Origin of the sequence: Xanthomonas sp. fls2-241-TYG-148 (assembly GCF_030208815.1) — a bacterium.
Classification (GTDB): Bacteria; Pseudomonadota; Gammaproteobacteria; order Xanthomonadales; family Xanthomonadaceae; genus Xanthomonas; species Xanthomonas campestris.
The window spans coordinates 55,608-80,392 of sequence record NZ_JARVTE010000013.1 but is presented as its reverse complement, the minus strand read 5'-3'; the positions used below and the strand labels follow the sequence as shown (position 1 = coordinate 80,392).

Genomic DNA, 24,785 nt, shown 5'->3' with positions numbered 1-24,785 from the left:
AATGCATCGAAGGGCGAAGCGGCCGAGCAGACTACGGCCTGCCTGGCGCGCGCATCTACCGCAGTGCGGTGACAAAACGATGACAGCCCGCCCGGCGTTCAGCCGCAGCCAGATGGTTTGCCCTGGCTGTTACACATCCCCAATCCCGATTCCCCAATTCCGGCGGACAGCCGCCCGCCTCACACCTCGCGCAATGCCGTGGTGATCGGCAAGCGCGCCGCGCGCAATGCCGGGAACAGCCCGCCCACCAGCCCAATGCCCAGCGCCCATTTCAGCCCGCTCCACAGCAGCTCCGGCGACACCTTGAACTGGAACACCACCTGGCTGAAGTTGTTGCCCAGCGTGGAGACGGTGTAGCCGTTGAACACTGCCCAGGCGATCAGCCCGCCCAGCAGGCCGCCGAGCAGGGCGAGCAGCATGGTTTCCAGCATCAGCGCCATGATCACCGGCACCCCGCGGAAGCCGATCGCGCGCATGGTGGCGATCTCGCGCGCCCGCGTGGCCACGGCGGCATACATGGTGTTGAGTGCACCAAACACCGCGCCCACTGCCATAATCGCGCCGATCACCGTGCCCAGAATGCTGATCAACTTGTTCAAGCCGCCGCCCTGCTTGCCGTAGTACGCACGGGTGGTGTCCACATCCAGCTTGAGCCGTGGATCGGCGGCCATGGCGGCCTTGAACTGAGCAAACCCCGGTTTGCCGGCGGTGCGCGCGGTGATCGACTGATACGCGCTGCGGTTGTAGGTGGTGGCCAGGGTCTGCGCGTCGGTCCACATCTCCGAGTCGTGCGCATCGCCGGACGCGAATACGCCCACCACCGTCCACTGCTGGCTGCCCAGGGTGAGCGCCTTGCCCAGTTCCAGCCCGCGGAACTGATTCAACGCGCCCTTGCCGACCACGATCTCGCGCAGGCCGGGCGTGAAGTGGCGGCCCTGCACCAACTTGACCTTGGTGTGCACCGCCCAGGCCTGTTCACCCACCCCGCGCAATTGCGCGTTGACGTCGGTGCCATCGGATTTGGAGGCGATGTTGACCACCTGCGCCAATTCCGGCGACAGCAGCGCGCGCCCGTTGGCATCGGTCGCAATGCCGGGCAGGTTGCTGATCAACGGCACCAGATCGCGGGTAATCACCGAGTTGGTTTCTGCTTGCGAGCCGCCGCGCAGCACAATGGCGGTGCTGTCGTCGCCGGTGTTGTTGAGCGTGGCCTGGAAGCCTTGGCCCATCGCCAGCATCGCCACCAGCACCCCGACCACACCGGCGATGCCGACCACGATCACCGAGCTGGAGCCCCAGCGTTGCGGCAACGTCGCAATGCCGATGCGTGCCGCCGCTAGCGACAGCCGGCCGCTGCGTGTGACCACCAACCACACCGCCAACAGCGCGGCGATCGGCAGCAACAACGTCCATGGCAAGGCGATCCACGCAGCCAGGCCGATTGCCAGCAGCACCACCGACAGCAGATTGACCAGACGGTTCTTCCATTTGCTTTGCATCTGCGTGCTCCTGTCAGCGGCCGGCGAGGGCATCGACGATCTTCAAGCGCTGCGCGCGTAACGCCGGCAGCACACCCACCACGATGCCGATCCCGGCCATCAGGCCCAGGCCGACCAACCAGGTCTGCAGCGGCACCGTCTGTGTCGGCATCAGGCCACCGCTACGCGCGGCCACCATCGGAATCACCAACGCCGACAACCCCATGCCGATCAACCCGCCCAGGCCGATCAGCAACACCGATTCGACCATCACCAACGTCAGCACGGTGCGGTCCTGGAATCCCAGTGTCTTGAGCGTGGCCAGTTCCGGAATGCGCTCGCGCACCGCCTGCGCCATGGTGTTGCCGGTCAGCAGCAGCAAGGTGAAAAACACTGCGGCCATGATCGAGGTGACGATCAAACCGATGTCGGCGAACTGCTTGAGAAAGGCTTGCTGGAACGCCGATTCGGTTTGCGACTTGGTTTCATGATCGGAGTTGGCCGACAACGCATCGATCGCCAACGCCACGCGCGAGGCCTGGTCGGCACTGCGCAAGGTCACCGTGTACCAGCTCACCTGGTTCTTGATGTAGTCGTTGGATTCGTCGAAATATTTCCAGTTCATCATCAACTGGCGTTCCTGGTTGGCCGCCACGGTGCGGTCCTTCATGCGGAAGATGCCAACCAGCTGCAGCGGCCAATCGTTGCTGCCGCTACGCGGGAAGATGGTGGCCTGCAGTGGAATGGTGTCGCCGATCTTCCAGCCGAATTGCTTGGCCAGCGACTCGCCGACCACCGCGCCGGTGCGCGTGGTCTGGAAGGCCTTGAGCTGGTCCTTGGGTAGCTGGTATTCGCTGTAGACATCGAAGAAGTTCGGCGCCACCGAAAAGTTCGGGAAGAAATTCTTCGGGTCCTGGTAGATGCCGCCGAACCACATCGCCGAGGTCACATCGCGCACGCCCGGCACGCTGCGAATCTGGTTTTCCAGGCGGATCGGCAGCGATTGGGTGATCGATAGCCGCGAGGCGACCACCAGCCGGTCCACGCCGCTGACATTGCCGCCGGAGGTAAACGCCACGCGCACCGAATCGAGCATGCCGAACAACAGGAACGCCGCCACCACCGACAGCAGTGTCAGCAAGGTGCGCGTCTTGCTGCGGAACAGTTGCGCCCACACCAGCGAGAGATACTTCATGGCAGCGCTCCTTTACAGCGCGAGTGGCGCGTCGGCCAGCTCACCCTTGTCCAGGTGGATGGTGTGGGTTGCGTATTCGGCGGCCTTCGGGTCGTGGGTCACCATGACGATGGTCTTGCCGTGTTCGCGGTTGAGTTCCTGCAGCAGGCGCAGGATTTCCTCGGCGTTGTGACGGTCCAGATCGCCGGTGGGTTCGTCGCAGATCAGGAAGGTGGGGTCGGACACGATTGCGCGTGCAATCGCCACGCGCTGCTGTTGGCCGCCGGACAATTCGCTGGGCTTGTGATTGCGACGTTCCTGCAGGCCGACCAGGGTCAGGGCGATTTCCGCATTGCGCTTGCGCTGGGCGGCGTTGAGCGAGGTGAGCAGCAACGGCAACTCCACGTTCTTCTGCGCGGTGAGCATCGGCATCAGGTTGTAGAACTGGAACACGAAGCCGACATGGTGGCTACGCCAGGTGGCGAGCTGGCCGCCACTCATGCGATCGATGCGCTCGCCTTCGATCTCGATCTCGCCACCGCTGGGCGTGTCCAGCCCGCCGATCAGGTTGAGCAGGGTGGTCTTGCCGGAGCCGGAGGGCCCCATCATGGCGACGAAATCGCCGCGGGCAATTTCCATGTCAATGCCGTGCAGCACCTGCACTTTTTCCGGGCCGCGTTGGTAGGTCTTGGTGATGTTGCGCAGGGTGACAAGGGCGGTCATGACGGTTCCTGACGGGGCAATGGCGGGAATGGAACGGCAAGGCAAAGCGGCAACGCATGGCAGGACGACGGTGCAACACCGCGGCTACGCGCTGCGGCCAACTGGTGCTACACACGGCGGCCGCGATGCGGCGCGACAACGGCAAACACGGCCACACACAGCGGGCTCCAGCAATTCAACAGCGGGCACGACACAGCAAGACACACAGCACACGACGTTCGGCAACTGCTGATTTCGACAAACGCCGCAGCGCTGCGCTGCAACCAGGTTGCGTCTGCTTAGAGCAGCTATCAAAACGACTGCGCAGCCGCCAGGCGGGCGCGGCCGGTGCTCGGAATCGGCATGACCCCCGTACACTCCGGTTCCTCCGCGCCGTCCGCACCCACCTGACGGCTGCTCGCTACGTTTTGTTAGCCGCTCTTAGTGCAAAGGCGCCATCGCGTGCGTCACTCGCTCTCGGCGGCCGCCTCGGCCACCGTGTCGCCATCCTTCAACTGCGCCGGCGGCTGCAACACCACGCTGTCGCCGGCGGTGAGACCCTTGCTGACCTGCCTGTCCTCGCCCAGGGTGATGCCGGTGGTAACGGTGTGCGCCTGCACGCGGTTTTCCGCATCGACCACGAAGGCAACCGTGGCGCCATCGCGCTCCACCAGCGCGGCGGCGGGCACGCGTACGCCTTGCGGCGTGGCCGCTTCCTGCGGTTTGGCCGGTTCCAGAAAGCTCACCCGCACGCCCATTTCCGGCACGATGCGCGGGTCCTTGACCTTCAATGCCACGCGCACCTTCACCGTGGCCTTGCCGCGATCGGCGGTGGGGATGATGGCGATCACCTCGCCGGGAATCTTCCATTCCGGGTAGGCATTGAGCACCGCGTCGACCGGCATCTTCGGCTGCACCCGGCCGATGTAGGACTCGCCCACCTCCACCTCGATTTCCAGCGATTCCATGTCGACGATGGTGCCGATACCGGTACGGGTGAAGCCGCCGCCGGCCGACAGCGGCGAGACAATTTCGCCCGGCTGCGCGGCCTTGGCGGTGACTACACCCGCGAACGGGGCGCGCACCACGTTGAAGTCCGAGCGGATCGCCGAGATCGCCAGTTGATTGGAGGCCACCTGCACGTTGCGCTGCGCATTCTGCAGCTGCGCACGCAAGGCATCGCGCTGCGCGGTGGCCTGTTCGTACTGCGAGCGCGAGACCAGTTGCGCCCCTACCAGCGATTGCAGACGCGAGGCATCGGCATTGGCCACCGCTAGCTGCGCCTGCATGTTGTCCACCTGACTGCGTGCGGCCGACAGTTGCGAGGCGGACAAGGTGCGTTGCGCGTCGGCGTCCAGCGGGTCGAGCATGGCCATCACCTGGCCTTCTTCCACGCGCATACCTTCTTCGATCATCACCTCGCGCACCTTGCCGGTGACCTGCGCCGACACGGTGGCCATGCGCCGTGCCACCACGTAACCGGAAGCATCCAGCACCGAGGCGCTGCTGCTGCCGGCGCTGATCGCCACCACCGGTGCGGTCTGCACTTCGATGACCTGGCGCCGGTTGAACCACCACAACGCGGCGGCAACGATGACGACGAGCACGATGGCCAGGCCGATCCACAGCCCACGCCGGGACGGGGCCGGTGGCGGGGTCTGGCGATCGATACGGAGTTGCTTGAGCAAATCGGCGGAAGTGTTCATCGTTGACCGTGACGGGGTGCTGCGCGAAATGTGACCGGCCGGGCGCCGTGCCGCAAGCTGCCGGAAGTCACCAGCAATACGAAGGCGACCAACGGGGTGGGGTGCCGCGCAGCATGCAACTGCCGCATCGTGCCCGCCAGTGACAGCTGTCACCCGCCGCACATGACAGCGGCAACTGGGCGCGGCGGTGGCAGCGGGCGATGCTGGGCGCGTGCCAGGCTGTCGTGTTCGCCAGGCATGCGGTGCCAGCGCTGCGCCCGTCGCGTCGCAGGTGTACGCACTGGCGCACGCGACAAGCGGGCCGTGCCTTACAGACCGGCTGCGTGCTCAACTGTTCCAGTCCACTGTGCGCACCGCAGTGGCAGACTCCAGCTTCCTCACCGGACTCATCCAGATGCGCTTTCCGCCTCCTGCCTGGTTACGCCCCGCCGCCAACTCGCAGGTCAGCGCACGCCTTGCGCAAGGGCAGTCGCCCTGGATGGATTGCGTGCACCTGCTGTGGTCGGCCTGGATCTTTGTGGTGCCGGTGTTTTCTTCGCGTGGATACGATGCCACCTGGCTGCTGTGCACGCTGCTGTCGTATCCGGTGTTCCTGCTGTTGTACGCGCGCATGCTGCTCGCCCCGCGCGGCCAGTTGTATCGCTACGCCTGGGCCATGGGCGTGCTCAGCGCGGCCTTGCTGCCGGTGTATTCCTCCGGCATCAGTTATTTCGTGTTTGCCTGCCTGAGCCTGCGCCCCTCCACGCGGCACGCACTGTGGCGGCACTTCGGCATGCTGGTGCTGATGAACCTGCTCTACCTGGCCTGGGCGCGTTGGCTGGGGCTGGGCTGGCAATCGCTGGTGTGGTTGCCGGTTTCGGTGCTGGGCATGGCGGCGGTTGGCGCGGTGTACAGCGTCAACGAGCGCAAGGACATGCTGCTGCGGCTGTCGCAGGATGAAGTGCGGCGGCTGGCCGCCACTGCCGAGCGCGAGCGCATTGGCCGCGATCTACACGATCTGCTCGGGCACACCTTGTCGCTGGTGGCACTCAAGGCGGATCTGGCCGCCCGCCTGATCGAGCGTGATCCGCAGGCGGCGCGCAGCGAGATCGATGCGGTGGCGCAGATCTCGCGCGATGCGCTGGCGCAGGTGCGGCGCGCGGTCACCGGCATCCGCGCGGCCGGGCTGGTGGCCGAACTGGCCTCGGCGCGGGTGTTGCTGGACCTGGACGGCATCGTGCTGGAGCAGCACCTGGAAACGCTGGCCTTGCCACCCGAACACGAGACCGCGCTCGCGCTGGTGGTGCGCGAGGCCGCGACCAATGTGCAGCGCCATGCGCAGGCCAAACGCGTGCGGGTCCGCCTGCAGGCACAGGACGCGCAGGCGGTGCTGGAAATCACCGACGACGGGCGCGGTGGCGTGATCGTGCCCGGCAACGGCCTGGACGGCATGCGTACGCGTCTGCAAGGCCTGGGCGGTGCACTGGATGTGGAAGCGCTGCCGCGTGGCATGCGCTTGCGAGCCAGCGTGCCGCTGCCGCGCCCCACGCTGGCGCCGGCCACTCCGCCGCTGCCGGTGCCGCTGATGCCACAGTCACACTAACGGCGCATCGGTCGGTGCGCGTGTCGCATACACGCCAGGCGCGCGGCTGCTATCGTGCGCAGCCGTTGCATGCATGCGAGCGCGACCGATGATCCGTGTCCTGTTGGCCGAAGACCAAGCCTTGCTGCGCGGTGCGCTGGTGGCCTTGCTCGGCCTGGAAGACGACATCACGGTGGTCGGCAGCGCTGCCGATGGCGAAAGCGCCTGGCGCGAGCTGCAACGCCTGCAGCCGGACGTGCTGGTCACCGACATCGAGATGCCGGCCCTCACCGGCCTGGAGCTGGCGCAGCGCATCCAGCGGCAGGCGTTGCCGGTGCGCGTGATCATCGTGACCACCTTTGCGCGCCCCGGATTCTTGCGCCGCGCCCTGGATGCCGGCGTGGCCGGCTACCTGCTCAAGGATGCACCGGCCGAACAACTGGTGAGCGCCTTGCGCACGGTGCAGCGCGGCGGGCGGGTGATCGACCCGCAACTGGCAATGGATGCCTGGGTGGAAGCCGACCCTTTGAGCGAGCGCGAGCGCACCGTGTTGCGGCTGGCCGGCGAAGGCCGCTCGGCCAGCGAGATCGCACAACAGCTGCAGTTGTCGCACGGCACCGTGCGCAATTATTTGTCCGAATGCATCGGCAAACTGGGCGTGGCCAATCGCATCGAAGCGTATCGCCTGGCGCGGCAAAAAGGCTGGTTGTGAGCGAGTGATGCGCTGATACGCGTGCAAGGCATGCGCGATGTTCCGCTGTTGCTCGCGCGATGTAATGTGGTGACGTCTGTGGTGCAGAACGCGCATGGACACCTATTCCAAAATGCGGGGAAAGGCATGCCATGCGTGCGCAGGTACACTCGTTGATGGGTGATTAACGCGAGCGCATTGCATGAAACATCTGTGGCTGTTGGGTCTGCTATTGGCCTGCGCATTCAACGCATCTGCCGAGCAATTCAAGATTCTGGTGGCGGCCATTCCCAACCAGTATCACCACGACTACATTCCCATCGCCAAGCCGCAGTTCGAAGCGATGGCGCGCAAGCATTACGTCGAACTGGTGTGGGCCTGGAATGCCAAGGCCTTCGATGGCGATCTGTCGCAGTACGCGGCGATCGTCTTGCTCAACACACCGGCCACCGATCTGGATCCCACCCAGCGCGCCAACTTTCAGAAGTACGTGCGTAACGGCGGCGGTGTGGTTGCAGTGCACAAGGCGTTTGCGATCAAGCGCGGCGACTGGGAGTGGTACGACCATTTGATCGGGCGGTCGTTCCGCACCCATCCCTACATGCAGACCGCCATGGTGGATGTGGTGGACGCCAATTTCCCCGCCACGGCCGGCTTGCCTGCGCGCTGGGTGTGGACCGATGAGTGGTACGAATACGACCCGCCTTACAGCGATGAGTTAGTGACGCTGATGACGGTGGACGAATCCAGCTACGACCCCACCTTGATCTGGCCCGGCCAGGTCGCCAAGGGCATGGGCAAACAGCACCCGGTGGCGTGGTACCACCACTTCGAAGGTGGCCGCGTCTTTGCTACCGCATTGGGCCATCTGGCCGAGGCCTACAACGACCCACGCTATCTGGAGCATTTGTACGGCGGGATTTACTGGGCCGCGACCGGCAAGGGCATCGACGCATCTGCGCCAGAGGCCAAGACAAAACGCCAGCGCTAGCCCCTCTCCCGTCGGGAGAGGGGTTGGGGAGAGGGTACGCGGCAAAGCCACTCTAGACGGCGGCGAACCCGATGCTTCGCCCATACCCGCATCCGCCCCTGCGGAGCATCTTCTCCCGGCGGGAGAAGGGAGCCCCCTCATCCATCAACGCGCGGAGCGCTCCCCGCGCGCCATGCTGGAAAACACGCCATCGCGGCGTACCCAGGCATGGAACAGCGCCGCGCTCAGATGCCCCAGCACTGTGGCGAACAACAGATACGCCAGCCAGCCATGCGCACTGCGCAGCCAGGCATAGAGCGCCGGGTCATGCGGCGCGATCGGCGGTAACTGCGCGCCCGGCCACAACACGATCGGATACGCACCGGCCGACAGCATTGCCCAACCGATCAGCGGCATGCCCAGCATCAACGCGTACAACAGCCAGTGCGAGGCGATGGCTGCTGCCTTCTGCCAGGCCGGCAGATCGGAGGGCAGCGGCGGCGGGCGATTGCGCAGGCGGTTGATCAACCGCAGCACGGCGAGAATCAAAATGGCGATACCCAGCGGGCGATGCAGGTCGATCAACCACGGCCGCTGCGTCACCGAGGCCACCATGCCCACGCCGACGAACAGCATGGTCAGGATCATCGCGGCCATCAGCCAATGCAGCACGCGTGCGGGCAGATTGAAGTGGGTGCGGCTGCTCATGGGTGGGCTCCCTGGCCGGTGGCGGCGCTGCCTTTGCCGTTGGCGATCTCGCGCTCGCGGCGATTGAACGATTGCGAATACACCGACGAGCGCGCCGCCAGGATCGGGTCGTTGGAGGCGGCAATGCCCTTGGGCAGGATCAGCGGGTCGTAGTTGAGATCGCGGCATGGGCCGCTGGCCTGCGGCTGCGCATGGTCGAGCGACAACGTGCCGGCCACGATCTGGCGGCGACTCGCCGGCCATGGCTGGGAGGGGTCATCCACCGGGTCGCCGGGCTCGGCGACGGTCACCACCATGTCCCAGCGCAACGGCCCCTGCGCCAGGCGCGCATCCAGATCGGTGGCCAGAAAATCGCCATCGGCCTGCGCGCGTTGTTCCGCACTCAAGCCCTTGAACGGCGTGTGCGGGCGCATCGACCAGCGGATGTAGCGCTCGCGGCCATCGGCGGCCACCGCGCGGAACGCGTTGACGCCGTTGTATTGGGTATTGGCCCAGCTGTCCGACCACGGCGCGGTCTTGGCCCACTGCTGGAATTTGGCCGCCTCCGGGTACTGTTTGCCGAACGCCGCCAGCTTGGCCGGATCGGGTTTGCCGGTGGCCGGGTCGGGCTTGGAGGCGACGTTGAGCGCCTGAAACCCGGCCGGTGTGGCCACCACGAAGAACGGAAAGCTGTTCATGGCGGTGCGCCATTCCTGCCCGTCATCGCTGCGCAACTGCAATGCCATACTGCGCACGCGCGCCGCACCGTCGGCGCCGTGCGGGTCACCGCCGCCAATCGACATGCGCCCCAGCACCGGTGTGCTGGGCTGGCTGAAAATGCGTGCCGACGACAGCCAGGTGGCCTTGCCACTGGACTGGAACTGCCCGCTCACGCACACGCCCTTGGTATGCGCACGCCGGAAGCCCGGATGCGGCGGCCCGCTGGATTCGATGGTGTCGGTCATGCGCGCGGCAGTGAGCCGGTCGCCGCCAATCCAGCCGGCGGTCCAGGCGAACGCAAGCGCAACGCCGCCGGCGATCGCTGCGATACCCAGCAAGGGCACCACAGGGCTGCGTGCGCGGTGTGGCGAAGGAGGTGGCAACGACATGGCTGGCTCCGGGTGATGCGAGAGGTGATGTGGCGGTCGCCCGGGTCGGCCGCGCAATGGCCGCGGCAGAGGACGCCTGCGCCGCATCATCCGCAGGGCGCTGCTTGTAGCGTGTGATGTTGGCAACGCGCGGACAAGTGCCGGTGTGACCGGCGCTTGCAACGCATGCGCCTGCACTGCGTCCCGCACGTCTCAGCGCGGTATCCGACGATGCCGGGCGCGCGCCGCGCCGGCCGCGTGCCTCAGCCGCCGTAACGCTGCTGCAGCATCGCAAAGGCCGAGCGCAAGGCCAGTGCTTCGCCACCAGCGGGGCGGCCGGGGCGGTCGCTGTCGTTCCAGGCGTAGACGTCCAGATGCGCCCACGCCAGGCCCGGTGCGATAAAGCGTTCCAGATACAGCGCCGCGGTCACCGCGCCGGCCATGCGCGAGCCGGCATTGGCCATGTCGGCGACATGGCTGTTGAGATACCGCAGGTACGGGCGCCACAAGGGCATGCGCCAGACCGGGTCGCGGGTGCGTTCGCCAGCGCCCAACCAGGCCTGCGCCACTGCTTCGTCGTTGGCGAACAGCGCAGGCAGGTCCGGGCCCAGCGCAATGCGCGCCGCGCCGGTGAGCGTGGCGAAATCCAGGATCAGGTCCGGGCGCTGCTCGCTGGCGTAGCTGAGCGCATCGCACAGCACCAGGCGGCCTTCGGCATCGGTGTTGTCCACTTCCACGCTCACGCCGGCGCGGGTGATGATCACTTCGCCAGGACGGAATGCATCCGGGCCCACGGCGTTTTCCACCGCCGGAATCAGCAACGTCAGCTGCACCGGCAGCTGCTGTGCCATCACCAGCCCGGCCAGCGCCAGTGCATGGGCGGCGCCGCCCATGTCTTTTTTCATGTTGCGCATGCCGTCGGCCGGTTTCAGGTCCAGCCCGCCGGTGTCGAAGCACACGCCCTTGCCGACCAGCATCAGGTGCGGGTGTTCCGGCTTGCCCCAGCGCAGCACGATCAACCGCGGCGCCCGGTGCGAGGCACGGCCCACTGCATGGATGGTGGGGAAGTTCTGCGTCAGCAACTGCTCGCCGACAATCGCCTCGACCTGTGCGCTGTGCGTCTGCGCCAACGCGCGTGCGGCGTCTTCCAGATGCTGCGGGCCCATGTCTTCGGTGGGTGTATTGACCCAGTCGCGCACCTGCAGGCAGGCCTCGATCAGCGCGCGGGTATGCGCAGACGGCGCGGCGGCCAGTTCGGCCGGCGCACGCGGCACCTTGCGGTAGCGTGCAAAACGGTAGGCCCCCAGGCCCCAACCCAGCTGCAGCAGCGCCTGTTCGGCTTCGTTCAACGGCGTGGCCAGCATCCAGCGGCTGGCCGGCGGCAGCGCCATCGGTGCATGCGCATACGCATACGCATCGGCGCGGTCACCAATGCCCAGCACCGCACCGGCCAGGCCCTGCTCACCGGGCAGCAGCAGCACGCTACCTGGTGCGGCGTCGAAGCGTTGCGCCTGCGCCCATGCAAGCACCTGGGTGGGCTGGTCGGCACACCAGCTGGCAAACCCTTCGCGGTCGAGGACATGCAGCGGCAACGCCGCCGCGCTGGGGTCGGTGAAACCGGTGAAGTGGGACATGGGAATCCTCGAATGCGGCGCGGTATGCCGCGCGAAAGCTGCGGAAAGAAGGCGCCGGGCTTAGCCGGGCACGCACACGCCAGCGTGCGCCGCCGGTGTGTGGTGCACGTCCAGCCAATCGGCCAGGCCGGTCAGGCTGTCGAACTCCAGGTCCGGCTGCTGGGTGGGGTGCGACCACTGCGCCTGCTCGCGGTTGATCCAGCACGCGCGCAGGCCGGCATCGAGCGCGCCCAGCACATCCATGCGCACATGGTCGCCCACATGCAGCACCTGCGCGGGCGGCACCTGCAGGCGCGCGCATGCGGCCAGGAAGATGCTCGGGTCGGGTTTTGCGCTGCCGTGTTCGCGCGAGCCAAGCTGGAAGGCGAAATGGTGCATCAGGCCGATGCGTTCCAGATCGGCATTTCCGTTGCTGAGCGCAGCCACCGGCACGTGCGCGGCGATGCGTGCCAAGGCATCGAGCGCATCCGGATAGCATTCCACCTGATTGCGCGCGGCATAGAACACTTCATAGGCCGGCTCCAGCAACGCCAGATCGCCGCCGCTATCGCGCAAGGCCATCTCCAGTGTGAGCCTGCGCAGCGCGCTCAGGTCATGATGCAGGTGCGGGTTGTCGGCAAAGCTGCGCTCGCGCAACTCGCGCATTGCCTCCACCGGGAACCGCGCTGCGGTGACCGGGCTGTGCTCGCACATCCAGTCGTACAACACCTGATCGATGCGCGCACCGATCGGAGCGAAGGGCCACAACGTGTCGTCGAGGTCGATGGTGATGGCGCTGATTTGGAAACTCATCGCGAGATTGTAATCCCGGGAATGGGGAGTCGGGAATCGAGAATGGGTAGAGCGCAGCCACTGCTCTTGCGATTCCCAACTCCCGATTCCCGGCTACTCAAGCAACCGCGCCCAGCGCTGCATGCCTTCCACCCGGCTGAGCACCATCTTGATGCACACCAGCAGCGGCACCGCCAGCAGCAGGCCGACCATGCCCCACAGCCAGCCAAACAGCATCAACGCCAGGATCAACATCAGTGGCGAGATCGCCATGCGCCGGCCCAGCACGATCGGGGTAACCACCTGGCCTTCGATGGTGTGCAGCGCCAGATACAGGATGGCCGGCAGCAGCGAAGACAACGTGGTGCGGAATTCCACAAAGCCCATCAGCAACATCAGCATCACGCCGATCAGCGGGCCCACGTATGGCGCGAAGTTCAGCAGCGCCACCACGGTGCCCCACAGCAGGGCTTCGGGCAGCGGAATCTTGAGTACGTACAAGATGCCGGCAAACACCAGGCCCACCAGCATATTGATCACGCTGATGGTGAGCACGTAGCGCGAGACCTCGCGCTCGATATCCAGCATGATTTCGGTGGTGAAGCGTTGCTGCTGACGATTGGGCAGCAAGGCAATCGCATGCCGTTGCAGGCTCTCGCCATACACCATGAAGAAGAACGTCAGCAGCACCACCGCCAGCACCGAGGCGGCGAGCTTGGGTGTGCGGGTCAGTGATTTGTACGGATCATCCAGCTGCGTGCGCACGATCTGGATGCCGCGTGCGCCTTCGCCGCCGGCCGCGCGGGCAAAGTTTTCTGCGGCCTGATTGGCCTGCTGCACCGGCTTGGTGAAGTCGCGCACATCGCGGGCGATCTGGCGCATCTGCCGCGGTGCCTGCTGCACCCACTCGGCCGCCGGGCCCGCCAATTGCGCAGCCAGTGCCACGGTGCCGGCCAGGCCCAGGCACAGGATCATCAAGGCGCCGAGAAAGCGCGGGATGTACAGCTTGCGCAGACCGCGCAGGATGGGGTTGCCGATCAGCGCGAAAAACGCCGCCAGCATCACCGGCAGGATGATCGTTTGCGCGGCCCAGAGCGTGTAGCCCACTGCCAGCGTGGCCAACACCACCAACGAGGCGGGTGCACGCGGGCGTGGCGCCGGTGGTGGCGGAAGCGAGTCTGCCGGTTCGGCGGCATCCAGTGAGTCAACGGGGAAGTTCATGCGCGCCCTGGCAGCAGCCGGCGAGGTGCCGGCGGTGGGCCATTATCAGCAGAACGTGTCAACGCCGCGCACAGAACTGTGCGCGGGAATTCAATGCTCGGAGAGCTCGGTAGCGGCCTCGGCCGCACGCGGTGCGCCACGCGGGTAGGTCGCCTGGGCCGGCGCCACAGTGGCCGTGGCCAGCGTGCGTTCGTCTACCGGCACCGGGCCCATGGCAGCACCTGCGCTGTTGTCGGCGGCAACTTCTTCGGCGTTGTCGGCAGCGCGTTCGGCCTGCTCGGACGCTTCCTGCGCGCGGTGCGCGGTAAACAGCGCCGAGATGGTGCTGATCATCTGCAGGATCTTGGGGATGCCGCCCAATTTGCTGGCAATGCTGCCCAGTGCAGCCTGCGGTTCGTTGCGGCCGACGACAAAGCCCAGCCCGAAACCGGCGACCAGAATCCGCACCGGTGACCAGCCACTGGTCCATGCCTGACGCAGCTCCGCCCAATGCTGGCGGGTTTCGTCACTGCGGCCTTCGACCAGCAGTTCGGCGCGTTCAACGCGATGACGCATGGCGCCGAATTTCATGGGCGGCCTCCGGTTGTGGACGATGGCGCTGCCGGCGAGGCCGGGCTGGTCTCATCGTCATTGCCGTCATCGAAGATGCCCAGGCGCACCAGTTGTCGACGCGTGGCATTCATGCCGGTGTGATCAAAGTAGAAGAACACCCGCCATGCGGCGAGGCCGGTGACCAGCAGGCTGGCCAGGGCGGTGAAGAACATCGCCTGGAACCACGACAACCCTGCACGTTGCAGCAGCGCGATGATGGCACCGGCCAGCAGCAACCAGGACGAGGCGCCAAACACCACCGCCACACATGCCCAGGCCAGGCCGCGGCCAAAGGCGCTGCGTGCCAGCTGCAGGTCGGCCGACACCAGGCGGCGCAAGGCACGGCTGGTGTCTTTGGCCGATCCCAGCGTCGCCCGGCCGGCAGCACCGACCTGACGTACGCTTTCGTCCAATCCTGGCGTTTCCGGACGTGCGTCGTGCGCGTCCGGGCCGCCAGCAGTAGAGGCCTGATCGCTCACGACTTAGTTGTCGTTGCTACGGGCCAGCTTGGCGATGATCCAGCCAGCAGCAAATGCCACACCAAAGGCGGCCAGCGGACGCTCGCGGATCAGATCGGTGGCGCTGTCGAGCAGGTCGTTGCCCTTGCTGACCAGCACGTCCATCTGTTCCTTGGCAGCGGCACCACCGAACTCGGCAGCGGCCATGCCCGCAAGCGCGGTGTCGGACAGCTCGGCCTTGACGTTGGCACGGCCCAGCTTGAGCTCATCGCCTGCGGCGCTGGTAGCACCCTTGACCGCTTCACCTGCTGCACTGGCGGCGGACTTCAGATGGGTGCCGGCTTCGCTCAGGTTGTCCTTCAGCTGTTCGGTATTGGTGGGGCTCATGCGATATCTCCTACGGTCGTTGAGGGCAGCCGCGAAAGCGTGCGGTCGTGCGGTAGCAATAGCATCGGCAGGGTGTAGGGGGTGTTAGGGCAGGCGCTCGTCAGTGCACGCCGGGTCAACGCATGAGCGCGTCGTACTGGGCGTTTCCGCGCAGGATGCGTAGTACCAGCTGTTGCGGCTTGCGCTGGAAATTGGCCCGCCAGCTGGCCAGGTCGGCGAACTCGCCTACGCTGCTGGCCACGATCACATCGCCGCTCACCAGCCCGTTGGCAGCCGCGCGCCCGCCGCGTTTGACCTCGCTCACCATGACCCCGGTGACACCGGACTGGCGCAGCGATTCGGGCAGATCCACGAAGGTGGCGCCGCCCAGGCGCGGGTCGAGCATGTCGCCGGTGACTGCGCGGTCCTGTTCCTTCAAGGTGGCCTTGAGCTTGAGCGGCTTGCCGTCGCGGCGTATGTCCAGCGTGACCGCACTGCCTACCGCCTGCAGGCCTTCGTAGTTGTGCAGCGCCTGCGCGCTGTCCACGCGTTGATCGTTGGCTGCCACGATCACATCACCAGGTTGCACACCGGCCGCTGCCGCCGCCGAACCCGGCAGCACGCGCGTCACCAGCGCACCGCGCAGCGAATCCACGCCCAGGCCCTGCAGCATCTGCTGGGTGAGGTTCTGGGTTTCCAGGCCAAGCGTGCCGCGCACTACTACGCCCTTGGTCACCAATTGCTCGACCACGTTGCGCGCCAGGTTGGACGGGATCGCCAGGCCCAGGCCGATGTTGCCGGCCATGCTGCCTTGCGGGTTGAAGCTGGCGGTATTGATGCCGACCAACTGGCCCTGCAGATTGACCAGCGCACCGCCGGAATTGCCGGGGTTGATCGACGCATCGGTCTGGATGAAGTTCTGGTAGCCCAGCCCACGGATGCCGCTGCGGCCCACCGCCGACACGATGCCCGAGGTGACCGTCTGGGTGAAGCCGAATGGGTTGCCGATCGCCACGACGAAATCGCCGACGCGCAAGGCGTTGCTGTCAGCCAGTTTGATGTCGGTGAGGTTGTCGGCCTTGATGCGGATCAGCGCGATGTCGGTATCGGCATCGGAGCCAATGAAATCGGCCTTGACCGTGCGCCCGTCGCCGAGCGTCACCTGTACGTCGTCGGCGTTTTCGATGACGTGGTGGTTGGTCAGCACATAGCCTTTTTGCGCATCGATGATCACCCCCGAGCCCAGCGACTCGTTGATGCGGTCCTGCGGAATTTCCGGAAACAGCCGGCGCAGGATCGGGTCATTGAAGAACGGGTTGCGTACGCGCACCACCTGCTTGGTGTTGACGCTCACCACCGCCGGCATGGCCTGCTGCAGCATCGGCGCCAGTGAGGGCACCGGCTGCCCGGCGACCGCCGCCGGCAACGTGGCGGCGGTGGGCAGCGTGAACGCCGCACCGGCAGTGGGCGCGGCTTCGGCGCGATTGTCCAGCCAGGCATTGATGCCGCTGGCAGCGAAACCGCCGAACGCGGCGGCCAGCGAGAGGGACAGCAGGGTGGGCAGCGGTCGCATGCAACGGATTCCGGGTTACGCGGTGGAAGAGGAATAGGGCGTCTGACTGCGTAAATCAAGCTGAACGAAGATGCCAGCGCGCGATTTAACCGCTGGTGAAAGTCGCGCACAGGCCTTGTGGGCATTGCGTTGACAGCCGCTTGAGCCCGGCGTAGCGTCCGCTCGAACAGCCCCACATTCAGCAATACGGCGTGCCTGTGCGCACCGCCCCGGGTTTCCACACTGACGCCCCGAAGGAGGGCTTATGAGCAATGGCAATGGTGTGACGGCAACCCTGTCCGACGCCGTCGACAGCGTGAAAAGTACGGCCACCGAACTGGGGCAGAGCATCGCCAGCACCACCAGTGACGCGGTCGCCAGCGTGCAGGACGCCGCCGATGGCGCGGTGACGCAGGTCAAGCAGCGGGTCAACAAGGCGCGCAAGGCCGTGGTCAAGGTCGAAAAACGCGTGGTCAAGAAAGCCGGCGCCGCCGCCAGCGCGGTGAAGCGCAGCGTGGCCAAGACCCGGCAGTCGATCGAGACCGGCACGGCGGCAGCCAAGCACAAGATCGAAACCACCGCGGCCACGGCCAAGCGCAAGATCGCTGGCACCACCGCCACGGCGAAGAAGAAAATTGCCACTACCAAGGCCGCGGCCAAGCAGAAGATCGCCAGCACCAAGGCCACTACCAAGTTGAAGCTGGAAACCGCCAAGGCCAATGCCAAGGCCGAAGCGGCGGCACTGAGCACCAAGACCGCTGCCAGCAAGGCTGCGCGCAAGGCGGCGGTTGCCACGGCCGGCACCCGCTCGGCTGCCAAGAAGGCGCAGGTGAAGTCGGTAGCGGTGAAGAAGGCCATTGCCAAGAAGATCGCCAAGAAGGCACCCGCGGCCAAGCAGACCGCCACCCGCCAGGTGGCGGTGAAAAAGGCGCCACTGAAGAAAGCCGCCACCGCCAGCGCATCGCCGGCCAAGCGCGTGGTGGCCAAGAACAGCGTTGCGCGCAAGGCCGCGGTCAAGAAGGCCCTTCCGCGCGGCACGCGCTGAAAACCACAGGCCGGCGGTGCAGTAGCGCCGGCCTGTTTCATTGTCAGTGGCGGCGGTGACAGCGGCGCACCAATTGATCGGTGTGCAAGACGCTGCACGCACATCGGCTGCGGAGCTACGTAAACACTACGCCCGGATGCGGCACGCACCTGCGTCTGCGCAGGCGGCCGTCTGCGTAAGCCGCCTCGCGCAGCGCAGCGCAGTCACGGCATCACTCACTGCAGGCCTTGCACAAACTGGTCGGCGCCTCTGCGGATGCCGGCCTTGGCGGCGTCGTATGCGCCCAGGCTGGCCTTGATGTTCAAGGCGCTTGGATATTGCTTCTCGACGTAGGCGGCCAGCAGGCGATTGCTCTGCGCATCGAAGATTTCCACCGCGTAGCTGACCGAGCCTGAGAACGCGCCTTCCTTGCCGCGTGCGGCCTGCACCGCGTTGTAAGAGCCGCCACCGATATCCACTTTCATGATGGTGCCGATCACCCGTTTATTGGGCTTGGCACCGGTAAGGGTGATGCGGATGCGCACGGTGTCGGCCAGGGGCGTGGTGGCGCGTTGCCAGCGCTGGGTGATGGCGCCGCTGAATTCCTGTTGCATGTACTCGGCCAGCATGCGCTTGTCCTGCTCGGGGACGTCTTCGAACTGCGCATCCGGTCCGCGATAGATGCTGACCGGCTCCACGATCGCTGCGCGGTAGCGGCTCCAGTCGGCATCGCCTTGATACGCGTAGGGCATGCGGTCGCCGCGGCTCCCGTCATGCGGACGCAGATAGCTGGACGAGGGCAACTGGCTATACGGCAGTGGCCGGGTGCTGGCGCAGCTGCATAGCAGCAGGCCGACCGATGCCACTGCGCACCAGCGAACAACAGGAGAGCTCGACATACAGGGGTACCTGATTGGAAGGAGACAACGAATGGATCAGCAGCACCAGCGCGGCTGGCACGCGGAGTCAATGCAGCAGCAACCGGCACGCAGCCATCACCAGCACACCGGTGGCCGCCAGGCACAGCAGCCCGCAATGGCGGTGCTGCAGGCGGCGCGCATCGCGCGCGCTGCGGATGTCCGGCAGCGCACTCCAGATATCGCGATTGCAGATGCCGGTGCGGGGGCAGCGATACGGCGGTGCCGCGTGCATGTCGGTGGTGGCGATCGGCGCACTATCGTTGGCGGCAATTGCGGGGACGTGCAGCACCAGCGGAGCGGGAGCGGGCGGGGTAGAACGGATGGAGTGGGACATGGGCGTGCATCCTGGATGCGAGCGGTTCCAGGCACTGTAGGCAGCACTGTTTGGGACGGTATTGGTGCGCGCGCCGAGGGCGCCGTGCGTGCTTGCGTGTTCAGCGCGCAGCGGGGCCGCTGGTGGTGCCGGCCGGGAACAGCACGCGGATGCACAGGCCACGTCCGTCGCCGCCTTCGCAAGTTTCAATGCGTGCCTCGTGCAGCCGCGCAATGCCGGCCACCAGCGACAGCCCGATGCCACTGCCTTGCACCGCGTTGCCGGAAACACGGTAAAACCGCTCAAAAATCGCGGCGCGGGCGTCCTCCGGCACGCCGGGGCCATCGTCGCTGACCTGCACGAATGGATGCAGCTGATCTGCGCGCAGGCAATACCCGCAACTCACTTCCACCGTGCCGTGCAGGCGCCCGTAGCGGATGGCGTTGTCGACCAGGTTGCGGATCAGGATGCCTACCGCGTCCACGTCGCAGCGCAGCACGCACGGTGCGGCTTCCACCTGCAGATTGATGTGGCGTGCCTCGGCCTGCACGCTGAATTCGTCCAGCACATGCGTGATGAGCTCGGCCATTTCCACCTGGTGATACGCCGCCGAGCTGATGCCGGCATCCAGCCGGGCCAAATCCAGCAGTTGTTCGGCCAGGCGATTGCTGCGGCGTGCGGTTTCCAGCAAGCGTTGCAGCGCGGCGTCCTTGCTTTCCAGCGTGGTGGCGCGCAGGGCGACCTCGGCGTAGGCGTGCAGTGCGGAGAGTGGTGTGCGCAGCTCGTGTGCGGCGTCGGCAACGAAATCGCGTTCGGCTTGCACGGCCTTTTCCACGCGTGCCAGCAACGTGTTGAACGATGTCACGAGTGGGCGGATTTCATCGGGCACCTGCTGCAAGGGCAGCGGCTCCATGTCCAGGCCCTTGCGTTGGGCGATGGCGTGCGAGATGGCGCGCAGCGGGCGCAGCGAGGTGCGCACCGCCAGCCACATCAGCAGGCCCAGGATCGCCAGCTGGCTGGTATTGAGCACGATCGCGGTGAGCGTGCGTTCCAGTTCGGCGCGGGGTGATTCGGCATCGGCGGCAGCTTGGTCGTGGGCGCGGGCATTGCGCCTGGCGCGTAGATGCGCTGCATCGACAGTGGCGATCTGGCGTTCGATCGGGTCCGGCAGTGCCGCCAGCAGCTGCGCACCGAAATGGGTGAGTTCGTGTTCGAGTGCGCTGTCTTTGCCATGGAACATCAGCGCCACGATGATCCAGATCGAGGCTGCCCAGCTCAGCACCACGATTGCCCCCAGCGTCGCCAGCATGCGCGCCTGCAGGGATCTCATTCGGGCGCCTGGCCGATCATGTAGCCCTGGCCATAGATGGTGCTGATGGCCTCGTCGCCGAGCTTGCGCCGCAGCTGGTGCACGTACACCGCGATCATGTTGCTGCCGCCTTCCGACGGGCCGCCATACACGCCTTCCTCGAGCTGGTCCTTGGTGACCACGCGCCCGGCGCGTTCCATCAAGGCCAGCAGCAGGCGGTATTCGTGCGCGCTTAGCGCCACCCATTTGCCGTTGCGGGTGACCTTGCGGCTGCTCGGGTCCACCGACACTTCGCCCTGGGTGAGCAACGGCACCACGCGGCCCTGGCTGCGCCGGGTGATGGCGCGCACGCGTGCCATCAGTTCATCGAACTGGAACGGCTTGACCAGGTAGTCGTCTGCGCCGGCATCCAGGCCGCGGATGCGGTCGGTGAGCTGGCCGCGCGCCGTCAGCGCGATCACCGGGGTAGGGTCGTAATGGCCCCGCATGTAGCGGATCACCGTGAGCCCGGAATCGCCGGGCAGGCCGATGTCCAGCAACACGGCGGTGTAGTGATGTTCCACCAGCGCGGTCCTGGCCGCAGCGGCGGTGCCGACATGGTCGATGGTCCAGGACTGCTGGCGGACGCCGTCGCAGATGGCGTCGGCAAGCATGGTGTCGTCTTCAACAAGGAGCAGGTGCATGGTGGGTCCGCCGGGCACTGGGGCCAGTCCGATCTCCGCAGCACTGTCGGTTGTGGTCGTTAGGCAAATATTAGTGCATCGCCACCGCGGGCGACCCGGGCAGCCGACCAGAGGCGGCCCGGCCAGAGGTATCGGCGTGCGCAGTAACGGGCTCAGCCGCGAGGGAGAGCGCCTGGGCTGCCTATACTCGCGGCGATCGCGGCCGTGTCCGAGCCTGGCTCGCACCGACGCGGCATCCCGCTGATTTCACGAGGAGTGGTTGCATGGACCTTCTCCCTGCTGCGTTGTTGCTGGGTGTGGTGGCCGGGCTGCGCGCGATGCTGGCGCCCGCCCTGCTCAGTTGGGCCGCGGCCCTGGGCCACGTGCAGCTGGCCGGGACGCCGCTGAGCTGGCTGGGCTGGCGCTACACCCCCTGGATCGTCTCGTTGCTGGCGCTGGGTGAGCTGATCACCGACCAATTGCCCAATACACCCAGCCGCAAGGTCCCGGTGCAGTTCCTGACCCGGCTGCTGAGCGGTGCGCTGTGCGGCGGGGCGATTGGCCTGCAGGCCGGGCAGTGGGTGCTCGGCGCAGCGGCCGGCGTGGTCGGTGCGGTGCTGGGCACCTATGGCGGCGCTGCGGCACGCGCCGCCGTGGCACAGCGGCTGGGGCGCGACCGTCCCGCCGGGCTGCTCGAAGACGGCATCGCGCTGCTGCTGGGCGGTGTGGCGCTGGTGCTGCTGCCATGACCGCCACGCGCTACGACGCCATCGTGGTAGGCGCGGGCCAGGCCGGCCCGTCGCTGGCGGTGCGCCTGGCCGAACGTGGCCAGCGGGTGGCGGTGATCGAGCGGCACCTGGTGGGCGGCACCTGCGTCAATACCGGCTGCATGCCGACCAAGACCCTGGTGGCGAGCGCGCGCGTGGCGCACCTGGCCCGGCGCGCGGCCGACTATGGCGTGCGCATTGCCGGCCCGGTGGAGGTCGACCTGCCGCAGGTAAAGGCGCGTGCGCACGCGATCAGCGATGCGGCGCGTACCGGCGTGGAGCAGTGGCTGGCGCAGACGCCGGGGGTGCAGTTGATCCGCGGCCATGCGCGGTTTGTCGCGCCGGATCGGCTGCGCGTCGGCGCGCAAGAACTCACCGCACCGCGCATCTTCCTCAACGTGGGCGGACGCGCACGCACCCCGGAGCTGCCCGGGCTTGATCAGATCAATACGTTGAACAACACCTCGATCCTGCAGCTGCACACGTTGCCGCAGCATCTGGTGGTGATCGGCGGCAGCTACATCGGCCTGGAATTTGCGCAGATCTTTCGCCGCCTGGGGGCGCAGGTCACGGTGGTGGAGCAGCACGCGCACCTGATCGGGCGCGAGGATGCCGACATCTCCGAGGCCATCGCCCAGATGCTGCAAGACGAGGGCATCGCGGTGCGCACCGACGCGCGCTGCATCGCCTTCGCGGCGCATGCCGACGGTGCGGCCGTGCAACTGGAGTGCGCGCAGGGCGCGCCGCAGATCGTGGCCAGCCACGTGCTGCTGGCCCTCGGGCGGCAGCCCAACACCGACGACCTGGGGCTGGAGGCCGCCGGCATCGCCACCGATGCGCAAGGCTATGTGCAGGTCGACATGCAACTGGCCACCAACGTGCCCGGCGTGTGGGCGATGGGCGACTGCAACGGCCGCGGCGCATTCACGCACACCGCCTACAACGATTACGAGATTCTGGCCGCCAATCTGCTCGACGGCGCCGAGCGCCGGCTCAGCCAGCGGGTGCCGGCCTATGCGCTGTTCACCGACCCGCCGTTGGGCCGGGTGGGCATGAGCGAAACCCAGGCGCGTGCCAGCGGGCGGCCCCTGCTGGTGGCGCACCGCCCGATGCAGCAGGTGGGGCGTGCGCGCGAGAACGGGGAAACCATCGGCATGATGAAACTGGTCGCCGATGCGCAGACCCGGCGCGTGCTGGGCGCCGCAATTCTGGGTCTGCACGGCGACGAAGCCATCCACGGCATCATCGACCTGATCAACGCCGACCAGCCGATCGACACCCTGGAATGGGCGGTGCCGATCCACCCAACAGTCTCCGAGCTCTGGCCGACCCTGGCGCGCGCTGGCCCCTGCGCAGTAACGCGACGACGCGCACTGCTGGGTGCCGCGTGTGGCCGCGTACGTGCGCTCAGTGCTGCAGGATGGCGCGCAAGGCTGCGTCCAGGCGCACGTACTGGAGCTGAAAACCCGCATCGAGCGCGCGTTGCGGCAGCACGCGCTGGCTGACCAGCAGCAGATCGGCCATTTCGCCAAAGCCTAGTCGCAACACGCCGGCCGGCAAGGCCAGCAGGGCGGGGCGGTGCAGCGTTTCCGCTAGCGTGCGCGCGAATTCTGCGTTGGTCACCGGCGTCGGTGCCGTGGCGTTGTAGGCGCCGGCCTGGCCGTGCTCCAGCAGCCACTGCAGCAGGCCCACCATGTCGGAGCGATGGATCCAGCTCATCCAGTGCCGCCCATTGCCGAACGGCCCGCCGCCACCCAGCCGGAATGCCGGCAGCATGCGCGCCAGCGCGCCGCCATCGCGGTCCAGGACAATGCCGGTGCGCACGCAGCTCACGCGCGGGCCCAGCGCGGCAATCGCCATGGCCGCGGCTTCCCAGTCGCGGCAGAGCGCTGCAGAAAAGTCATCGCCGGGGCCATCGGCCTCGGTCAGCACGGCATCGCCGCGTTCGCCGTAATAGCCCACCGCCGAGCCGGACACCAGCACGCGCGGGCGTTGTTCGGCCGGCTGCTGGGCGATCCAGGTGTGTAGCTGCTCGGTGGTGCCGATTCGCGATGCACGGAAGCGCTGCTTGCGCGCGTCGGTCCAGCGCCCGGCCGCCAGCGGTTCGCCGGCCAGGTTGATCACCGCATCGGCGCGCAAGCTGTTGCTGAGCGTGGCGACCGTGGTCACGCCGGGGAGTGTGCGCGCAGCGCGCGGCGGGTCGCGGGTCAGCACGCTGACCTGGTGGCCGGCCTCCAGCAGCGCCGGACACAGTGCCTGGCCGATGAAACCGGTGCCGCCAGTGATGAGCAGATGCATTGCCAGGCTCCAGTGCGCCGTATCGATGCCGCACCATAGGCGATGGCGGGCGCGAGTGGAGTGAAGCCGTGCGGGGGGCGAGTTTGTGACTGCGGCTGCGCGCTGCACGAGAAACGCGGCACGCCTGAAACGCAAACGCGCCGGACAAGCCGGCGCGTCGTGATGCAGGTACCGCCTGGCGCGTCAGCGCGAAGACGACACCGAATGTGCCCGCTCGAAATGCGCCGAAACCACGCGGCGGGTTTCTTCCAGATGCGCCTTGACCGGGTCGGTCTCCGCGGCCGGGATCAGCTCCGCATCCAGGATCTTGATGGTGTCGGCGTGGTCGGTGACCATCGTGCGCATGAAGGCGTTGCGGTACGCGTCCTTGCCGTCCGGCAGGGTGAGCGTCTTTTCCAGTGCGTCCACCGCAGCCTTGCCTTTGGCACGCATCGCATCGGCGCGCGGTGAATCGGTTGCGCCCAGGGCCTTGGTCTTTTCCAGATTGGCCTCGTGGTCGTGCAGCATCTGCTTGGCGAATTCGTCGTTGGCGCCGCCCAGATCCTGTGCGATGGCCTGCTTGGCCAATGCGATTTCGTTCTCGTCGATCGCCGCAAGCACGCCCAGCGCGCCGCCGTCGCCCTTGGCCAACTCGGTTGCGCCAGTGCCGCTCACCGGGGCAGCCGTGGGTTCGGGAGAGACAGCCGGCGCGGTCCGCGAGGCGTCGCCACCGGGGCGATCACAGGCACTGAGGGAAAGCATAGCCAACAACGAAGCAGCAATAAGCGTGAGTTTCATGAAAGTCCTGGGAACGGGGGAATGGCGGCGGCCGTCAACGGGCCTGTAAATGCAAAGGAGCCGCT

At 66.7% G+C, this 24,785-nt stretch carries 24 protein-coding genes, 1 other RNA gene and 1 pseudogene; 7 read left to right on the top strand and 19 right to left on the bottom strand.

All coding sequences use genetic code 11. From position 1 onward, the window contains the following. Positions 1 to 179 precede the first annotated feature (179 nt). The 3 genes from QRM60_RS14300 to QRM60_RS14290 are packed head-to-tail and all read right to left on the bottom strand — an operon-like array spanning position 180 to position 3,375. Positions 180 to 1,499, bottom strand: a complete 1,320-nt coding sequence (locus tag QRM60_RS14300; RefSeq protein ID WP_161962919.1) for an ABC transporter permease — start codon at positions 1,497 to 1,499, stop codon at positions 180 to 182. A gap of 13 nt (positions 1,500 to 1,512) precedes the next feature. Then, positions 1,513 to 2,673 (bottom strand): ABC transporter permease, encoded by a 1,161-nt coding sequence (locus QRM60_RS14295; protein ID WP_070693771.1) that lies wholly within the window; start codon positions 2,671 to 2,673, stop codon positions 1,513 to 1,515. Positions 2,674 to 2,685: 12 nt separating this feature from the next. Continuing rightward, positions 2,686 to 3,375 (bottom strand): ABC transporter ATP-binding protein, encoded by a 690-nt coding sequence (locus QRM60_RS14290; RefSeq protein ID WP_011038986.1) that lies wholly within the window; start codon positions 3,373 to 3,375, stop codon positions 2,686 to 2,688. Between the two features lie 342 nt (positions 3,376 to 3,717). Here QRM60_RS14290 and QRM60_RS14285 point away from each other — a divergent pair. Beyond that, positions 3,718 to 3,791: non-coding RNA, sX9 sRNA (locus tag QRM60_RS14285), on the top strand. A 30-nt stretch (positions 3,792 to 3,821) separates the two neighbouring features. On the opposite strand, the gene QRM60_RS14280 is transcribed toward QRM60_RS14285, so the two are convergent. Next, the gene (locus tag QRM60_RS14280; RefSeq protein WP_285446436.1) at positions 3,822 to 5,060 is read right to left on the bottom strand and encodes an efflux RND transporter periplasmic adaptor subunit; all 1,239 of its coding nucleotides are present in this window, start codon (positions 5,058 to 5,060) and stop codon (positions 3,822 to 3,824) included. 394 nt (positions 5,061 to 5,454) lie between these two features. Here QRM60_RS14280 and QRM60_RS14275 point away from each other — a divergent pair, with 394 nt between their 5' ends. From QRM60_RS14275 to QRM60_RS14265, 3 genes are all read left to right on the top strand, one after another. After that, positions 5,455 to 6,642 (top strand): sensor histidine kinase, encoded by a 1,188-nt coding sequence (locus QRM60_RS14275; RefSeq protein ID WP_285446452.1) that lies wholly within the window; start codon positions 5,455 to 5,457, stop codon positions 6,640 to 6,642. 88 nt (positions 6,643 to 6,730) lie between these two features. Next, positions 6,731 to 7,333: a response regulator transcription factor gene (locus QRM60_RS14270; RefSeq protein WP_014506244.1), complete on the top strand. Its 603-nt coding sequence runs from the start codon at positions 6,731 to 6,733 to the stop codon at positions 7,331 to 7,333. Between the two features lie 181 nt (positions 7,334 to 7,514). After that, positions 7,515 to 8,303, top strand: coding sequence for a ThuA domain-containing protein (locus tag QRM60_RS14265; RefSeq protein ID WP_042595639.1), 789 nt, complete (start codon positions 7,515 to 7,517; stop codon positions 8,301 to 8,303). A 144-nt stretch (positions 8,304 to 8,447) separates the two neighbouring features. On the opposite strand, the gene QRM60_RS14260 is transcribed toward QRM60_RS14265, so the two are convergent. From QRM60_RS14260 to QRM60_RS14220, 9 genes and pseudogenes are all read right to left on the bottom strand, one after another. After that, the gene (locus QRM60_RS14260; protein ID WP_011038981.1) at positions 8,448 to 8,990 is read right to left on the bottom strand and encodes a cytochrome b; all 543 of its coding nucleotides are present in this window, start codon (positions 8,988 to 8,990) and stop codon (positions 8,448 to 8,450) included. Further along, positions 8,987 to 10,078, bottom strand: coding sequence for a catalase family peroxidase (locus QRM60_RS14255; protein WP_285446435.1), 1,092 nt, complete (start codon positions 10,076 to 10,078; stop codon positions 8,987 to 8,989). Before QRM60_RS14255 ends, QRM60_RS14260 begins: the two co-directional genes overlap by 4 nt. A 242-nt stretch (positions 10,079 to 10,320) precedes the next feature. Next, complete coding sequence (locus tag QRM60_RS14250; RefSeq protein ID WP_285446434.1) at positions 10,321 to 11,691, bottom strand: leucyl aminopeptidase family protein; 1,371 nt, start codon at positions 11,689 to 11,691, stop codon at positions 10,321 to 10,323. A gap of 60 nt (positions 11,692 to 11,751) precedes the next feature. Next, positions 11,752 to 12,483: an HAD family hydrolase gene (locus tag QRM60_RS14245; protein WP_042595634.1), complete on the bottom strand. Its 732-nt coding sequence runs from the start codon at positions 12,481 to 12,483 to the stop codon at positions 11,752 to 11,754. Positions 12,484 to 12,576: 93 nt separating this feature from the next. Continuing rightward, on the bottom strand, positions 12,577 to 13,683 hold the full coding sequence (locus tag QRM60_RS14240; RefSeq protein WP_011038977.1) for an AI-2E family transporter: 1,107 nt from the start codon (positions 13,681 to 13,683) through the stop codon (positions 12,577 to 12,579). Positions 13,684 to 13,914: 231 nt separating this feature from the next. Continuing rightward, positions 13,915 to 14,253: pseudogene (locus QRM60_RS14235) on the bottom strand (hypothetical protein); the annotation flags it as partial. Beyond that, complete coding sequence (locus QRM60_RS14230) at positions 14,250 to 14,753, bottom strand: phage holin family protein (protein ID WP_285446433.1); 504 nt, start codon at positions 14,751 to 14,753, stop codon at positions 14,250 to 14,252. The pseudogene QRM60_RS14235 and the gene QRM60_RS14230, both read right to left, overlap by 4 nt. Before the next feature lie 3 nt (positions 14,754 to 14,756). After that, entirely contained in the window at positions 14,757 to 15,119 is a 363-nt protein-coding gene (locus tag QRM60_RS14225; RefSeq protein ID WP_011038974.1) for a hypothetical protein, read from the bottom strand. 115 nt (positions 15,120 to 15,234) lie between these two features. Continuing rightward, a complete protein-coding gene (locus QRM60_RS14220; protein WP_014506251.1) occupies positions 15,235 to 16,671 on the bottom strand; it encodes a Do family serine endopeptidase in 1,437 nt (478 codons plus the stop codon). Between the two features lie 244 nt (positions 16,672 to 16,915). Between QRM60_RS14220 and QRM60_RS14215 the strand changes: the two genes are divergently transcribed. Further along, positions 16,916 to 17,695 carry a histidine biosynthesis protein HisIE gene (locus QRM60_RS14215; RefSeq protein ID WP_285446432.1) on the top strand — a complete coding sequence of 260 codons (780 nt, stop codon included), beginning with the start codon at positions 16,916 to 16,918 and terminating at the stop codon, positions 17,693 to 17,695. Between the two features lie 215 nt (positions 17,696 to 17,910). Here QRM60_RS14215 and QRM60_RS14210 read toward each other — a convergent pair whose 3' ends face one another. The 4 genes from QRM60_RS14210 to QRM60_RS14195 all read right to left on the bottom strand — a co-directional run bounded on the left by QRM60_RS14210 (position 17,911) and on the right by QRM60_RS14195 (position 20,899). Then, complete coding sequence (locus tag QRM60_RS14210) at positions 17,911 to 18,573, bottom strand: DUF3313 domain-containing protein (protein WP_285446431.1); 663 nt, start codon at positions 18,571 to 18,573, stop codon at positions 17,911 to 17,913. Between the two features lie 67 nt (positions 18,574 to 18,640). Beyond that, on the bottom strand, positions 18,641 to 18,928 hold the full coding sequence (locus tag QRM60_RS14205; protein ID WP_285446430.1) for a hypothetical protein: 288 nt from the start codon (positions 18,926 to 18,928) through the stop codon (positions 18,641 to 18,643). 100 nt (positions 18,929 to 19,028) lie between these two features. Beyond that, entirely contained in the window at positions 19,029 to 20,237 is a 1,209-nt protein-coding gene (locus tag QRM60_RS14200; RefSeq protein WP_042595626.1) for an ATP-binding protein, read from the bottom strand. Further along, on the bottom strand, positions 20,234 to 20,899 hold the full coding sequence (locus QRM60_RS14195; protein WP_076040920.1) for a response regulator transcription factor: 666 nt from the start codon (positions 20,897 to 20,899) through the stop codon (positions 20,234 to 20,236). Before QRM60_RS14195 ends, QRM60_RS14200 begins: the two co-directional genes overlap by 4 nt. A 263-nt stretch (positions 20,900 to 21,162) precedes the next feature. Between QRM60_RS14195 and QRM60_RS14190 the strand changes: the two genes are divergently transcribed. After that, positions 21,163 to 21,627, top strand: a complete 465-nt coding sequence (locus QRM60_RS14190; RefSeq protein ID WP_285446429.1) for a DUF4126 family protein — start codon at positions 21,163 to 21,165, stop codon at positions 21,625 to 21,627. After that, on the top strand, positions 21,624 to 23,150 hold the full coding sequence (locus tag QRM60_RS14185) for an FAD-containing oxidoreductase (RefSeq protein WP_285446428.1): 1,527 nt from the start codon (positions 21,624 to 21,626) through the stop codon (positions 23,148 to 23,150). Before QRM60_RS14190 ends, QRM60_RS14185 begins: the two co-directional genes overlap by 4 nt. On the opposite strand, the gene QRM60_RS14180 is transcribed toward QRM60_RS14185, so the two are convergent. Together QRM60_RS14180 and QRM60_RS14175 are read right to left on the bottom strand one after the other, a co-directional pair. Continuing rightward, on the bottom strand, positions 23,053 to 23,943 hold the full coding sequence (locus QRM60_RS14180) for a TIGR01777 family oxidoreductase (RefSeq protein ID WP_285446427.1): 891 nt from the start codon (positions 23,941 to 23,943) through the stop codon (positions 23,053 to 23,055). The two genes, QRM60_RS14185 and QRM60_RS14180, sit on opposite strands and share 98 nt — an antisense overlap. Before the next feature lie 183 nt (positions 23,944 to 24,126). After that, on the bottom strand, positions 24,127 to 24,720 hold the full coding sequence (locus tag QRM60_RS14175) for a DUF4142 domain-containing protein (protein ID WP_011038964.1): 594 nt from the start codon (positions 24,718 to 24,720) through the stop codon (positions 24,127 to 24,129). Positions 24,721 to 24,785: the final 65 nt, after the last annotated feature.

Bases quoted from the DNA above. Each gene is read 5' to 3' on its own strand.
- QRM60_RS14270 (WP_014506244.1), top strand. From the start codon at position 6,731: ATGATCCGTGTCCTGTTGGCCGAAGACCAAGCCTTGCTGCGCGGTGCG.
- QRM60_RS14190 (WP_285446429.1), top strand. From the start codon at position 21,163: ATGGACCTTCTCCCTGCTGCGTTGTTGCTGGGTGTGGTGGCCGGGCTG.
- QRM60_RS14300 (WP_161962919.1), bottom strand. From the start codon at position 1,499: ATGCAAAGCAAATGGAAGAACCGTCTGGTCAATCTGCTGTCGGTGGTG.
- QRM60_RS14290 (WP_011038986.1), bottom strand. From the start codon at position 3,375: ATGACCGCCCTTGTCACCCTGCGCAACATCACCAAGACCTACCAACGC.
- QRM60_RS14200 (WP_042595626.1), bottom strand. From the start codon at position 20,237: ATGAGATCCCTGCAGGCGCGCATGCTGGCGACGCTGGGGGCAATCGTG.
- QRM60_RS14225 (WP_011038974.1), bottom strand. From the start codon at position 15,119: ATGAGCCCCACCAATACCGAACAGCTGAAGGACAACCTGAGCGAAGCC.
- QRM60_RS14295 (WP_070693771.1), bottom strand. From the start codon at position 2,673: ATGAAGTATCTCTCGCTGGTGTGGGCGCAACTGTTCCGCAGCAAGACG.
- QRM60_RS14260 (WP_011038981.1), bottom strand. From the start codon at position 8,990: ATGAGCAGCCGCACCCACTTCAATCTGCCCGCACGCGTGCTGCATTGG.
- QRM60_RS14255 (WP_285446435.1), bottom strand. From the start codon at position 10,078: ATGTCGTTGCCACCTCCTTCGCCACACCGCGCACGCAGCCCTGTGGTG.
- QRM60_RS14240 (WP_011038977.1), bottom strand. From the start codon at position 13,683: ATGAACTTCCCCGTTGACTCACTGGATGCCGCCGAACCGGCAGACTCG.
- QRM60_RS14185 (WP_285446428.1), top strand. From the start codon at position 21,624: ATGACCGCCACGCGCTACGACGCCATCGTGGTAGGCGCGGGCCAGGCC.
- QRM60_RS14275 (WP_285446452.1), top strand. From the start codon at position 5,455: ATGCGCTTTCCGCCTCCTGCCTGGTTACGCCCCGCCGCCAACTCGCAG.
- QRM60_RS14205 (WP_285446430.1), bottom strand. From the start codon at position 18,928: ATGTCCCACTCCATCCGTTCTACCCCGCCCGCTCCCGCTCCGCTGGTG.
- QRM60_RS14280 (WP_285446436.1), bottom strand. From the start codon at position 5,060: ATGAACACTTCCGCCGATTTGCTCAAGCAACTCCGTATCGATCGCCAG.
- QRM60_RS14180 (WP_285446427.1), bottom strand. From the start codon at position 23,943: ATGCATCTGCTCATCACTGGCGGCACCGGTTTCATCGGCCAGGCACTG.
- QRM60_RS14245 (WP_042595634.1), bottom strand. From the start codon at position 12,483: ATGAGTTTCCAAATCAGCGCCATCACCATCGACCTCGACGACACGTTG.
- QRM60_RS14265 (WP_042595639.1), top strand. From the start codon at position 7,515: ATGAAACATCTGTGGCTGTTGGGTCTGCTATTGGCCTGCGCATTCAAC.
- QRM60_RS14220 (WP_014506251.1), bottom strand. From the start codon at position 16,671: ATGCGACCGCTGCCCACCCTGCTGTCCCTCTCGCTGGCCGCCGCGTTC.
- QRM60_RS14250 (WP_285446434.1), bottom strand. From the start codon at position 11,691: ATGTCCCACTTCACCGGTTTCACCGACCCCAGCGCGGCGGCGTTGCCG.
- QRM60_RS14175 (WP_011038964.1), bottom strand. From the start codon at position 24,720: ATGAAACTCACGCTTATTGCTGCTTCGTTGTTGGCTATGCTTTCCCTC.
- QRM60_RS14215 (WP_285446432.1), top strand. From the start codon at position 16,916: ATGAGCAATGGCAATGGTGTGACGGCAACCCTGTCCGACGCCGTCGAC.
- QRM60_RS14210 (WP_285446431.1), bottom strand. From the start codon at position 18,573: ATGTCGAGCTCTCCTGTTGTTCGCTGGTGCGCAGTGGCATCGGTCGGC.
- QRM60_RS14195 (WP_076040920.1), bottom strand. From the start codon at position 20,899: ATGCACCTGCTCCTTGTTGAAGACGACACCATGCTTGCCGACGCCATC.